This is a genomic window from Vibrio sp. Y20_XG_PY13 (assembly GCF_024181925.1).
GTDB classification, from domain to species: Bacteria; Pseudomonadota; Gammaproteobacteria; order Enterobacterales; family Vibrionaceae; genus Vibrio; species Vibrio parahaemolyticus.
Genome location: NZ_JAMZAL010000002.1, coordinates 362,613 through 375,401, shown reverse-complemented (window position 1 = coordinate 375,401; position 12,789 = coordinate 362,613). Strand labels below are relative to the sequence as shown.

9 protein-coding genes are annotated in these 12,789 nt (G+C 45.2%); 4 read left to right on the top strand and 5 right to left on the bottom strand.

The window, feature by feature from the left end; all coding sequences use genetic code 11:
• Nucleotides 1-338 precede the first annotated feature (338 nt).
• The 3 genes from NL646_RS06820 to NL646_RS06810 form a co-directional block, all read right to left on the bottom strand.
• A complete protein-coding gene (locus tag NL646_RS06820; RefSeq protein ID WP_005495550.1) occupies nucleotides 339-1,709 on the bottom strand; it encodes a DASS family sodium-coupled anion symporter in 1,371 nt (456 codons plus the stop codon).
• 232 nt (nucleotides 1,710-1,941) lie between these two features.
• Nucleotides 1,942-2,676: a vancomycin high temperature exclusion protein gene (locus NL646_RS06815; RefSeq protein WP_253664024.1), complete on the bottom strand. Its 735-nt coding sequence runs from the start codon at nucleotides 2,674-2,676 to the stop codon at nucleotides 1,942-1,944.
• 165 nt (nucleotides 2,677-2,841) lie between these two features.
• Nucleotides 2,842-4,530: an NAD-dependent malic enzyme gene (locus NL646_RS06810; protein WP_005462599.1), complete on the bottom strand. Its 1,689-nt coding sequence runs from the start codon at nucleotides 4,528-4,530 to the stop codon at nucleotides 2,842-2,844.
• 214 nt (nucleotides 4,531-4,744) lie between these two features.
• Between NL646_RS06810 and NL646_RS06805 the strand changes: the two genes are divergently transcribed.
• The 4 genes from NL646_RS06805 to NL646_RS06790 all read left to right on the top strand — a co-directional run bounded on the left by NL646_RS06805 (nucleotide 4,745) and on the right by NL646_RS06790 (nucleotide 10,713).
• Nucleotides 4,745-7,099, top strand: a complete 2,355-nt coding sequence (locus tag NL646_RS06805) for a helicase-related protein (RefSeq protein WP_253664023.1) — start codon at nucleotides 4,745-4,747, stop codon at nucleotides 7,097-7,099.
• Between the two features lie 187 nt (nucleotides 7,100-7,286).
• Entirely contained in the window at nucleotides 7,287-8,045 is a 759-nt protein-coding gene (locus NL646_RS06800; protein ID WP_017448646.1) for a phospholipase A, read from the top strand.
• A 236-nt stretch (nucleotides 8,046-8,281) separates the two neighbouring features.
• The gene (locus tag NL646_RS06795) at nucleotides 8,282-8,659 is read left to right on the top strand and encodes a hypothetical protein (RefSeq protein ID WP_005462601.1); all 378 of its coding nucleotides are present in this window, start codon (nucleotides 8,282-8,284) and stop codon (nucleotides 8,657-8,659) included.
• Between the two features lie 380 nt (nucleotides 8,660-9,039).
• Nucleotides 9,040-10,713, top strand: coding sequence for an alkaline phosphatase (locus tag NL646_RS06790; protein ID WP_253664022.1), 1,674 nt, complete (start codon nucleotides 9,040-9,042; stop codon nucleotides 10,711-10,713).
• An 80-nt stretch (nucleotides 10,714-10,793) separates the two neighbouring features.
• Here NL646_RS06790 and NL646_RS06785 read toward each other — a convergent pair whose 3' ends face one another.
• Entirely contained in the window at nucleotides 10,794-11,897 is a 1,104-nt protein-coding gene (locus NL646_RS06785; RefSeq protein WP_025536756.1) for a phosphoribosylaminoimidazolesuccinocarboxamide synthase, read from the bottom strand.
• A gap of 202 nt (nucleotides 11,898-12,099) precedes the next feature.
• Nucleotides 12,100-12,492, bottom strand: coding sequence for a SulA-like leucine-rich domain-containing protein (locus tag NL646_RS06780; protein WP_005495539.1), 393 nt, complete (start codon nucleotides 12,490-12,492; stop codon nucleotides 12,100-12,102).
• Nucleotides 12,493-12,789: the final 297 nt, after the last annotated feature.

The window sequence follows — 12,789 nt, the reverse complement described above, 5'->3', positions numbered from 1 at the left end:
GTTTAAACGCGCCGTTGTACTGAGCTTATGAAAGCAAAGTATGACGGCTTTTTTGTGTCTACAGTTTGTGTTGGCAGGCTATTGAGTTCGATTGTTCATTGAAGCTGGTATGAGAGTTTGTTCAGGCTTTAAGAGTAAAGGTTGATTGAGCACTAGGAATTCCCCCTTTAGAGGGAAGAGTGCAAAGTGAATCCGCCAATACGAGGTAAGAAAGAATAAAAAAAGGTGGCCAACTGGCCACCAAGAGGGAAACTGCTGAACACCACTTTAGGGGAAGTTTGGGCTATCAATTCGATCACCGTGAACAGCAGTGTAGTGCTAATCGAGTCAGTGTTTCTTTACCAGAACAACCAAGCGAACAGTGTCAGTGCACCGATACAAGCAATGTTTAATACGAAGCCGATTCTCATCATTTCTTTTTGCTTGATGTGACCCGTACCGAACACAATTGCATTTGGTGGCGTTGCAACTGGCAACATGAAGGCACAAGATGCGGCTACCGCGATAAGCGCTGACAGAATCACTGGTGATAGACCAAGTGCTTCGGCAATGGTCGCGAACACTGGTACCAGTAGCGCAGCACTTGCTGTGTTACTTGCAAACTCAGTCAAGAAGACGACAAAGGCAACCACAGAAAGGATAGTGAGTAATACACCTGCTTGCTCAAGGAAGCCAGTTAGGCTGTGCGCTAGGAAAACGCTGGTGCCTGTCGCTTTTAGAACGTTACTCAAGCAGATACCGCCGCCGAACAGGATCAGAACACCCCAGTCTGTTGTCTTTTCAATGTCCTTCCATTCGACTGCTCGAGATGCGCCTAGCAGCAAGATGGCACCAATCGCAACCAAGGTGTCGAATTTTGCAAAACCGCCAAGCATGGTGTTGATCGGCTTGCTGAAAATCCACAAAGTGACGGTAAGTAAGAAGATTGCCAGTGTGACCATTTTGCCGTTCGTCCATTCAACAGGTTTGTGGTCAAGTTCAAACTTGTGGCTCAAATCTGGCTTGGTCATGGTGTACAGAACCAAAATCGCAATTGGCATCAAAATCAAAGAGATTGGCAGACCTAGCTTCATCCATTCCGTGAAGTTCAAACCTACTTCGGCCGCAGCAATCGCGTTTGGTGGGCTACCAACTAGCGTAGCGATACCGCCGATAGAGGCGCTGTAAGCAATACCGAGAAGAACGAACAAGAATGTGTTGTGGTTTTTCTTCGCGTCCAGTTTCGTCATGACACCTAATACCAAAGGAAGCATCATTGCGGCTGTTGCTGTGTTGGAAATCCACATTGAAAGACCTGCGCTCACACCGAACAGCATAAATACCGCGACAGACATTCGACCACGAGCAATCAGCAACACTTTGTCAGCAAGTGCTTGGTCAAGTTTCTGCTTGTGCAACGCAGCGGCGAGAGCAAAGCCACCCAAGAACAAGAAGATGATTGAGTTCGAGAAGTTATTCAGTGCTGTTTGGGTGTTAAACACGCCCAAGAAGACGGCAAGCATCGGGATCAGCAAAGCAGTAATGCTGACGTGAATCGCTTCTGTTAACCAAAGAATCGCAACAAACACTAAGATGCTGATGCCGGTTACGACTTGTGGTTCAAAGGGTAGGGTATTAAACAAGATAATGAACAGCAGAATGTTGGCATTCAAAATCATGCTGTTGCGAGTGAAGAACCAATTCTTCAGTGTCACAGCGAGTGCGGTCATGGGTGTGCTCCTTTTGCATTGCCTTTTTGTCGGTTTTTTATGGCAAGGTAACTGACTTGTAGTTATTTATTGATTAAATGTTACTGCGAATGCGAAGGGCAATTTGGCCTGAATCGTAGGCGAAATAAGAAAATGTGAGGTTGAGATTTGGAAATGGGTAGAACTCTACCCATTTGTTTTTAACGAATTGTTATTCATGTGTGACGTGATGCACGAAAATGGTGCCAGCCGATTATTCTATAGGAATGTTGCGCTCAGCATTTGATGCTTCTGTTGGGTCTTCTACCGCAAGAATTGGCTCTTGAGGGCCAAGGAAGCGTGGCTGCGTATTCATCACGTAGAGATCCAAAAATGCTTTCACACGAGCAAGCAGTTCACGAATTCGCATCGAAGTTTTTTGTTTATTCGCTGTTGGGCCTGCAACCGCAAGACACTGTGCATCAATATTATACGCATCGGCAATGAACAGCGCGCGCTCACAGTGAAAGCGTTGAGTCACGATCAAAAAACGCTCTGAGGCGAAGATCTTTTTTGTTCGCACTATGGAATCCAAAGTCCGAAATCCAGCGTAATCGAGATGGATGACTTCTTCTGGAACGCCGGCTTTAAGCAGATCTCGTTTCATGGTCCATGGCTCATTGTAAGAGCGATGTGCGTTGTCTCCGCTAAGCAAAAACTGTTTCACTTTGCCTTGCTTATAAAGCTCGATCGCTGCATTGATGCGATGAGTGTAATAGGTGTTGAGTGTCTTTCCGATGTATTTACTCGTACCAAGCACCACCGCGACTTCGTGCTGGGGTATTTGGTCGTAATCGATAAAGATATTGTCTTTGGCCTGTAATGCGACCCAGCGGTCGATGGCAACGACAGACAGAAGGAGTCCAAATAAAGAGATCGACAAAATCAAAGCAATTTGCTTCCACGAACACTTAAGCTTCCACTTTGACCTTATACGAGAAAACAGCAAAACGTCTTATACCCTTTAATAAATGTGTATTCCTCATCATATCTGATAGAAACAAAAAGAGAGAAGCCCATTTATGCCAAAATCTGGTTAGGATGATAAAAAACAGCTTAAAAAACAAAAGCCCCTACAGAGTAGGGGCTAATAATTATACAAGTTGTCTCAAGCTTAGAATGCTGTGCGTTTGTAGCGGCGGTAAACTGGCTGCCAGAACGCTTGGTCAATAGCATCGTTTAGCGCTTCGTCTGTGATTTCCAGTGCCACACCTTGCTCGATTGCTTTCTTTGCAACGGCAAAAGCAATCTTCTTCGATACTAGGTGGATTTCTTCCAAAGGAGGTAGAAGTGCACCACGACCATTAATCGCAAGTGGAGAGCATGTAGCCAGCGCTCGGCTTGATTCCATTAGCATTTCGTCAGTCACGCGTTTTGCGTTAACCGCTAAAACGCCAAGACCGATGCCTGGGAAGATGTAACTGTTGTTACATTGTGCGATAGGGTAAGTGCGACCTTCGTGAACCACAGGATCAAACGGACTACCCGTTGCCACTAGCGCTTCACCGTTTGTCCAACGGATGATGTCGTTTGGTGTTGCTTCAACACGGCTGGTTGGGTTTGACAGCGGGAAGACAATCGGACGCTTGCAGTGTTTGTGCATCTCTTCGATGACTTCTTGGCTAAATAGGCCAGGAGCACCTGATACACCAATCAGTACCGTTGGTTTCGCGTTACGCATTACATCCAGTAGTGAGAAGCCATTTCCTTCATTTTCCCACTCTTTTGTGTTGCTGTGTTTTTGGACCAAACGCTGTTGGAAATCAAGCAGGTTAGGCATACCTTCTTGTAACAGACCCCAGCGATCGACCATGTAAACTTGAGAGCGTGCTTTCTCGTCAGAAATCCCTTCCGATACCATTTGCGCAATGATCGCTTCTGCGATACCACAACCCGCAGAACCCGCACCTAAGAAAGTGATGCGCTGTTTAGAAAGTTGAGTACCCGCCGCTTTACATGCTGCCAGTAGAGAGCCTACGGTTACTGCTGCCGTACCTTGGATGTCATCGTTGAAACAACAAATACGGTCTTTGTAGCGCTCTAGTAGAGGCATCGCATTTTTCTGCGCGAAGTCTTCAAACTGGATAAGTGCATCTGGCCAACGGCGTTGTACTGCTTGGATGAATTCTTCTACAAATGCATCGTAGTCAGGGCCCGTAATTCGAGGATGACGCCAGCCCATGTACATTGGATCAGCAAGACGTTGAGGGTTGTTTGTACCCACATCCAGAACGATAGGCAATGTGTAAGCAGGGCTGATACCACCACATGCGGTGTACAGAGAAAGCTTACCGATAGGAATACCCATACCGCCGATACCTTGGTCACCCAAACCTAGGATTCGTTCGCCATCAGTCACAACAATCACTTTTACGTTGTGGTTGGCTGCGTTGTTTAGCAGGTCATCGATACGATCACGGTTCGGGTAAGAGATAAATAGACCACGACCACGACGGTAAATGTTCGAGAAGTTCTCACACGCAGCACCAACGGTTGGCGTGTAGATGATCGGCATCATCTCAGAAATATGGTTTTGTACTAAACGGTAGAATAGGGTTTCGTTGGTATCTTGGATATTGCGCAGGTAAATGTGCTTATCCATGTCGCTTTCGAAACTCTTGTATTGTTGGTAGGCACGTTCTACCTGTTCTTGAATTGTTTCTGTTGTCTCTGGAAGCAGACCTTCTAAGTTGAATGAACTACGTTCTTCAGCAGAAAAAGCACTGCCTTTGTTCAATAGAGGGGTTGCCATAAGAGCCGGACCCGCATATGGAATATATAGTGGGCGTTTATCGTTGTTCATTGGGTGCCTTAATGTAGGGTTGAAGGATGCGCACGAAATTTTAACGGGTTCACCATTTAGTTGTAAACATGCGTTGACGCACATCAATGTAATGTCGCAAAAAAACTCGTTTACCGACGAAAATATCGTCAATATTTGTTGTAAGAGATACCTAAAGCAGGATTTTTTCACTTGGGTATAATGCTCAGCATTATCACAACAAAATCCATTCTTTATGTTTCAACTGCCTATCGATAGCTTACAAGCTGAATTTGACCAACACGTGAAGCACCACCACCTCGTTGTGGAAGCCGAAACGGGTTCGGGTAAGTCAACACGCCTTCCTCTTTGGGCGGCAAAGCACGGACGTGTTTTGGTCATCGAGCCACGTCGAATTGCTTGTACCTCATTAGCTGAGTTTCTTGCGGAGCAATCTGGTGAGCCGATAGGTAACAAAATTGGTTACGCGATCAAGCTGCATGCGTATTTCGATGAGAACACGGAAGTTGTGTTTGTGACGCCGGGTGTAGCGTTGCGTTGGTTTGCGGAAGACAAACTTGCAAGCTTCGACATCGTGATAGTGGACGAATTTCACGAACGTCGCTGGGACATTGATCTACTAACCGCAATTTTGAAGCAAGAAAATCAGCATCGATTGATAGTGACTTCTGCCACATTAGAGGGCGAAAAACTCGCACATTATCTTAATGCTCATCGTCTTCGCTCAGAAGGGCGCTGTTTTCCTGTCTCGGTGACTCATCGAGTAATAGACAGTCGTCATCTGCCCAATAAAAAAGGGTGTGAAAATGACGTGGTGAAAACAGTAAAAGAAGCCCTTGAAGATGAAGAAGGCGATATCTTGGTGTTTTTACCGGGTCGAAAAGAGATCACTCAGTGCGCGCAGATGTTACAGCACTTGGATGATGTGCTGGTGGTGAAGCTTCATGCCTCGGTCAGTGATGAAGAGCGACATCGAGCTTTAACTGTTCAAGCGCAGCGCAAAGTGGTGCTGGCAACCAATGTCGCGGAAACGTCGCTTACCATTCCTAACATCCGCGTTGTGATTGATAGCGGTTTGGAGCGAAGAACGGTTCAGCGCAACGGACGTACTGCTCTCACATTAACCAACATTTCAAAAGCCAGTGCAGCACAGCGAATGGGGCGTGCAGGGCGTGTAGCAGAAGGCACTTGTATCCGTTTATTTGGCGAACATGCTCCATTAGAGTTGGTCACGCCACCGGAGTTGCATCGTGAAGAGCTGGTAGAGCCCATGCTTGCGGCGGCGTGTTGTGGCTATCGTTTATCTGAGCTGCACTTTCTTGATGCGGTTCCAGAAAAGTCATTGAACGCAGCACTTCTGTGTTTGCAAGCGATGGGTGCATTAGACGATAACGGTGACGTAACTGAGCACGGCAAAAAAGTCTATCCACTGCCAATTGATGCGCTATTCGCCGATCTGGTGACTCGCATTCCGACCAAAGCCGAAAAAGAAGCCATGATCGATTTAGCGGCAGCGCTCTCCGTGCCTGCACAGCTATATCAACTGCAAGGGGGAGAGGCAACAGAGGCACTAGAGCAAGAAGAACCTTTGGGGTGTGACGCGTCGCTAATGATTCGGTTGGTGCGTGGAGAACAGCTTCCTGCTGTGATTGTTGATACCAGTGTGCTGGAAGAAGCGCAAGGCTTAGCAAAGCAGATGCGGGACGTATTTGAATTGCCTCAATTGGAAGTGGCTTCGCGTTATCGACGAGATCAACTGACTCAAGCGATAGCGGCTTTGCATCCTGAATTGGTGTTTGTGCGCAGAGAGCGTCGCCGAGATGCACTTGGCAATGGTTCGATGGAAATGGTCGTTGGTCGAAACAGTCGTTTTCCGGATAAAAGTGAAGCGGCTTTGGTGCTAGATAGTCACAGCGTACCGGGTAGGGGAGTTAAACAAACGCTCAACCTTGCATCTGTCATGATGCCGATTTCGCTCGAACTCATTAAAACGCTCGAACTGGGAGAATGGCACCAAGGTGATACTCAATACGAAGATGATACTCCGCTAGCAACTATGCACTTAGTATACGCTGGTCGGACAATATTCACCGAGCATCAAGCGTTACAAGGTGAAGTGGCGATTCAATCTATTGCCGACATGATCGAACAAGAAATGTTGTTGCCAGGCTTTGCTCCATTGCGAAAACAACAAATTCAGCACTGGAAAATCTACAACTCCCTAGGTCTGAATACTGAACTGGTGGATAAGAAAGCTCTTGATGAGCTTTGTTTTTCTACTTGGCTGACCGAACAATTGGAAACGCTCGGCGTTGAAAGTGTTGATGACATCGAATTGTTCGCGGCCGATGACCTTCCATTTGAAGGCATTCCCGAGTGGGAATACAACGACTTCGCAGAGCAGTACCCTCTGAAGCTCGTGTTAGCTGAGCTCAAGCTTGAAGTGGAATATTTTGTGTCTCGCAAGTTGGTTCATGTCATCTACACAGAAGGAAATCGCAAAGGTGACCCTAAACGCTGGGAACTTCCAAGATGGGCTGGGTGGAAAGTTCAGTACAAAAAAGCCAGCCGTGTAGTGGATGTCAAATAAACGAATTTTATCAACGAGTTGGTAGAAATTGATCTGTGTATCTACGGCTTATTGTAAAATCTTCAGCTAATTATAAAATCCGGAATGAAAATTGCTTTAACCGCTTTTCCCTTGCTGTTTATTGTCGAAGTTATCGATGATAAGGAATGATATTGCCGCCTTATGATTTGGCGGCAAAAGGATAACGATGAAGTATAAAGTAATTCCGCTCTTGTTGTGCCCCGTACTTGCTTACGGAAAAGACATTACCCATATCTCTACCTACGAAGACAACTACGTTCTAGGTACATACACCACAGACATCAACCAAAGCGCCTATAGCGAAATGGGCTCAGAGATGGATTCACTGCAAGATTTTGAAGTGAAGTTTCAGATCTCAGCATCAATTCCATTTTATCGCTTCAGCTCAGGCACTGCTTTGATGGGGGCTTATACTCAAAAGTCCCTATGGCAACTGGCAAACTCTGATATCTCATCGCCATTTAGAGAAACAAACTACAAGCCGCAAGTGTTCTTAGCACATCAATCGAACATGTTGTTGTTCAATCATGTTGAAGCCGGTTACAAACATGAATCGAACGGTCAATCCAGCAAACTGTCACGCAGTTGGGACCGTCTATATGTCGCTGCCGAGCGTTTTTCTGGCCCAGTCGAATATGGCGTACATGCATGGTGGGTGATTACCACAGAAAATGACGACATGGAAAATTACTACGCACCTTACGAGTTGTGGGCGAAAGTTTATACCCGTGCGGGCGTGGTCAATACACGCGGTTTTTACAACTTTGCTGATGATAAAGGTGGGATTGAACTAGGTTACACATTCTATTTCAATGACATTCTTGGTGTATATCTTCAAGGTTACCATGGCTACGGTGAAACGCTGATCGACTATGATCATTCTCAAACCCGTGTTGGGCTTGGTATTAAGCTGATGAATCTATAAGCTTTTGGTATTGACATCGTCGCTTAAGACCTGCTTTTAGTTTGCTGTTTGAAATATTAATCAATTGAATGCTTATATATGGCGAAGCTGTGCATCACTTGTTACAAAGCTGGTTTTAATATTTCCTTTTGAATGTAATTAAGGGCATAAAAGACTATTCTTTTATATCCCATTGCTATATCAAAATAGTTGAACGATATTTGGTATATCTCATTTTCGAGTGTCGGGGGCAGAGAATGGATCAACAAGGAAAGACATGCATTGAGTTCGACTACACCAGCTTTTTAGGAGCTACAGGAAGTAAGAAATGGACCTTCTTAGAGGCGTTCGCCACCATTGCGCCCATTTTTGGTTTGATGTGGAAGCAGAACATTGCAGAGTTGAGCCGACCGGAAGATCGACTCTGGGATGCGGCATTAAAATCGATGTCTTCACGCCAAAGTGACGAATCGAACTTAGTTCGTTTAACTCAGCTCGCAAAGCATGAAGGGATAAATGAATTACGTGTTGTCATGCCATATTCACTCGACTCAAAGCAGATTGAATATATTGAATCTCGCAGTAAGTTGAAGGTCGATGCATCGGAGCAAGATGTTCTGAATATCAAGTTTTAAGCGTGGCCTTCTAATCTCACTTATACGCTTAAATAGAATCACCACAAAAGCGACCTCTCTGGGTCGCTTTTTTCGTATCTCAAGCGCCATGCATTCCACCTGCTCTGTCTAGCTCATATTATTGATTGGCTTAGTCCAATGCCACATTTGTTGGAAGTGTGATGAATATAGAGTATTTACACTTAATTTAACAAAAATGTAACCTTTGGAAATGCAATTGTCATAACTAGCTTCTAACTTAGTGTTTTTAGGACAAATTACCGACCCAAATCATCGGCGCTGTGAGCTCGAATCAATACCCTTTTGTCTGCGGATAGGGAGATTTTTATTCGTTGCGTTATTTGGGCAAAAACAAAAACACAATAAGAAAGGAAGTCAGTATGTCTTTGTCTCGTCGAGACTTTATGAAAGTTGTCTCTTCAACCGCCGTTGCTACCGGTCTAATCGGTTGTGGCAGCGACGATAATGAACCCGTTGCCGTTAGTTTTGAACATGGTGTCGCCAGTGGCGATCCGACTCAAACACAAGTGATTATTTGGACGCGGGTGACTACAGCCGCGAGTTACGTGGATGTGAGCTGGCAAGTCGCATCCGACATGGAGTTTTCCAATGTCGCGCAAAGTGGCGTATTCACTACCGATACAGGACGTGATTTCACGGTAAAAGTGGACGTACAAAACCTCAACGCCAATTCTCAGTACTACTACCGATTTATAGTTGGCGAGATGATGAGTGAGGTAGGGCAAACTCAAACTCTGCCTGAAGATGGTTTAGAAAAAGCATCGATGGCGGTGGTGTCTTGCGCCAACTATCCAGCGGGTTATTTCCACGTTTATCGCGAGATCTTAAATCAACATGAACAATCGCCATTTGACGTTGTGTTACATCTTGGTGACTACATTTATGAATATGGGACTGGAGGTTATGCCAGTGAAGATGCCGCTGCATTAGGGCGCGAACCGAGCAAAGGTGCAGAATGTATCACGCTGGACGATTACCGAAAAAGATACGCCCAATATCGTCAAGACGCCGATCTGCAAGCATTACATGCCAAACTGCCCATGATTGCAGTTTGGGATGATCACGAGTTAGCTAATGACACATGGAAAAATGGCGCAGAGAACCATCAGGACGATGAAGGTAGCTTTATCGACCGTCGAGCCGCCGCTGCGGCTGCATGGACTGAGTGGTTGCCAGTTCGTGAGAATACATTCTCAAACATGTTGATTTATCGTCAGTTCTCATTTGGCAACTTAGTGAATCTCATGATGCTCGATACGCGCCTTGTCGGTCGTGATAAACCGTTGGATTACTTCTCACTCTGTGCACCAACAATGGAAGCTATCGGTGGGTTAGTTGCTCAATCACGCAGTGCAGACAGAGAACTGCTAGGCACTGAACAACTTGCTTGGTTGATGAAAGAGTTCAACACGCACGATGCAAAATGGAACGTTCTAGGCCAACAAGTTTTGATGTCGCGAATGGAGCTACCAAGTTCAGTGATGACGGCGATGTTCCAACTGTTTACGTCAACAGAAGAGAAGAAAACAGAAGCGTTGTTGGCGGTGAATACAGCGATCACGGGTTATCTTGCCGATCCAAGTGCAGATCCCATTTCTCTGCCTTACAACCTCGATGCTTGGGATGGTTACTATGTCGAGCGTGAAAAAGTCTACCAACTGGCCAAAGCAAGTAGTGGCAATTTTGTGTGTTTAGCGGGCGATACTCACAACGCGTGGGCAAGTGAGTTAAAAGATGTGTCAAACAATCCGATAGGGGTCGAGTTTGCGACGAGCTCGGTGAGCTCTCCGGGGTTGGAAGAGTATTTGGCGTTGGACCCGGTGGCGATTGCTCAAATGGAATACACCTTGCCGCATTTAGTCTCCGAGCTGAAATGGGCTGACATCAAACAACGTGGCTTTATGCGAGTGACCTTTACTGCTGAGGCCGCTCAATCGACGTGGTACTTGGTGTCGACCATCAAAGATAAAAAGTATCAGGTGACGACGAAGTCGGCGTCTACGACAAATGGCACAACGTTAGACATTATCTAATCTAAACTGGCGAAAAAAGTAAAAGTCCGCTCATCAAGGCGGACTTTTTTGTTGGCAATTTTCAATCAGCTTTCAGATAGCTAGTCGATCAAACCGTACTCTTTGCTGAGAATTTCGATGATTTCAGCTTTTGGATTTTCGCTTAACGTAATTGGTTTACCTGTAATTTTCTCGGCGATACCAATGTAGGTTGTTGAAATATCCATCAAAGATTCAACAGGAAGATCGTTATCGCGTGCAAGAGCTTCGCGCTCTGGCATACGTTCTTTGTTTAATAAGATATCTGGGTCAGGGAAGTGGTTAAGTAGGAACTGACGGAAACCTTCTTTCGAGTTTTCAACGATGTTACCTGCTTGGTACTCCTTTGCATCCCAAATACGAGAAGAATCTGGCGTGCCAACTTCATCCATGTAGATCAGCTTTTCATTACCTGCGGCGTCATGGACATAACCAAATTCGAATTTGGTATCGACAAAAATTTGATCGATTTCTTCTAACGCTTGGCTGATAACGTTAAAGCCTTCTTTCAACAGTTTTTCGTACTGAGCGATATCTTCTGCGCTTGAGAAGTTAAACGCTTCATAGTTGTCCACGATATTTTGGCGAGTGATGTTCACATCGTCTGCTTCTGGTACGCCAGGAATGCCTTTTAGGATGCCTTTGGTTGACGGCGTCATTAGCAAATCCGGTAGCGCTTTATCTTTTTCTAACCCTTCAGGAAGTTGAATACCACAAAACTCGCGCTCACCATTTGCGTATGCACGCCACATGGAACCAGTGATGTATTTACGGCAGATTGCCTCAATTTTTACCGGTTTTGCTTTTTGAACGATCCAAACAAATGGGTGAGGAATATCTAAGATGTGGCTGTCAGCTAAGCCGTTGTCTTTAAAAAGCTTAAACCAATGATTTGAAATGGCATTCAATGCGGCACCTTTACCCGGTACACCTTTAAGCCCACCTTCACCATGCCAAATACAATCGAAAGCAGAAATACGATCGCTGATCACCATGATGGCCAGGGGCGCATCTGGTGCGACATCGTATCCTTTCTCTTTGATCAGTCGGGCACTGTCTTCTTCAGTTAACCAGTAAACTGAACGAACTTTTCCGCTGTGTACGGGTTTGTGGGTGCGAATTGGCAGGTCGTCATTGACGGCAAGTACTTGATTAGCAAGGCTCATTGCGACATTCCTATCATCTTAATCAAACGTCTTAAGGAGAAGATATTCAGCGGAAAATATCAGCTGAATAAATCGAATGAGGGCATCATACCAGAACTATTTTAACTCGCCAGAGAAAAAGCAAACGTTTGCCTCTTTTCTTTAATACAAAAAATGCCCCCTTAAAAGGAGGCGAGATGCAGGATGGATAACGTCGATCTTGTTAGTGATACTGGTTTACTCTGCCATCGACGAAAAACACTTCACACTGATAACGCTGAGCGATGTCACGCAACATGGATTGGTTCATAAGAGCAATTTTGTTTGATGCGACAACCGCGCTGGCATTGCCAGACTGAATGGCTTTGATAACGATTTCGACTTCAGAAAGCTGTTGGGACGCCTTCATCTGAATAACGTTTTTGCAGCAAATATTGGAAGCAGTGAGTTGCTCAAAATCAGGACGAGGACACTCAGCGGTAAACAGAATCCATTGTTTTTGCTGTGACAATACTGCCAACTTAGAAAGAAGCTGATCAGACACATCCATTGGTTGAGTGGTTTGTGCCAGTACGTTGTAACGTGAGTATGTACGAGATTGACTTTGTAACTGCATCTTACTGTTCCTTTATGCATGCTGTATATGTATACAGTAGTTTGTTTTGGGTATCTGATCAACCCATTTTTACTGATGAGTACGTGAGATAACGCTCGCTGATAGTTGGATGTTTTGATTAAAGTATTGATTTTTAACGAATTGTTTTTGTTCTTGATATGTTGGGCATGGATTGAAAAGTGTGAAGTTAGCAACATTATCCGAGTGGTATATACAGGTGTTTACTACTGTATACACAGTGCTTTTGTTGGTGTTATACAGTGGTTTTTGATGGTCGATACAGGTATGAGTCACACA

What these genes read in the sequence shown, in the direction of transcription:
- NL646_RS06805 (WP_253664023.1), top strand. Translation starts at nt 4,745, where the DNA reads ATGTTTCAACTGCCTATCGATAGCTTACAAGCTGAATTTGACCAACAC.
- NL646_RS06785 (WP_025536756.1), bottom strand. Translation starts at nt 11,897, where the DNA reads ATGAGCCTTGCTAATCAAGTACTTGCCGTCAATGACGACCTGCCAATT.
- NL646_RS06780 (WP_005495539.1), bottom strand. Translation starts at nt 12,492, where the DNA reads ATGCAGTTACAAAGTCAATCTCGTACATACTCACGTTACAACGTACTG.
- NL646_RS06820 (WP_005495550.1), bottom strand. Translation starts at nt 1,709, where the DNA reads ATGACCGCACTCGCTGTGACACTGAAGAATTGGTTCTTCACTCGCAAC.
- NL646_RS06795 (WP_005462601.1), top strand. Translation starts at nt 8,282, where the DNA reads ATGGATCAACAAGGAAAGACATGCATTGAGTTCGACTACACCAGCTTT.
- NL646_RS06800 (WP_017448646.1), top strand. Translation starts at nt 7,287, where the DNA reads ATGAAGTATAAAGTAATTCCGCTCTTGTTGTGCCCCGTACTTGCTTAC.
- NL646_RS06790 (WP_253664022.1), top strand. Translation starts at nt 9,040, where the DNA reads ATGTCTTTGTCTCGTCGAGACTTTATGAAAGTTGTCTCTTCAACCGCC.
- NL646_RS06810 (WP_005462599.1), bottom strand. Translation starts at nt 4,530, where the DNA reads ATGAACAACGATAAACGCCCACTATATATTCCATATGCGGGTCCGGCT.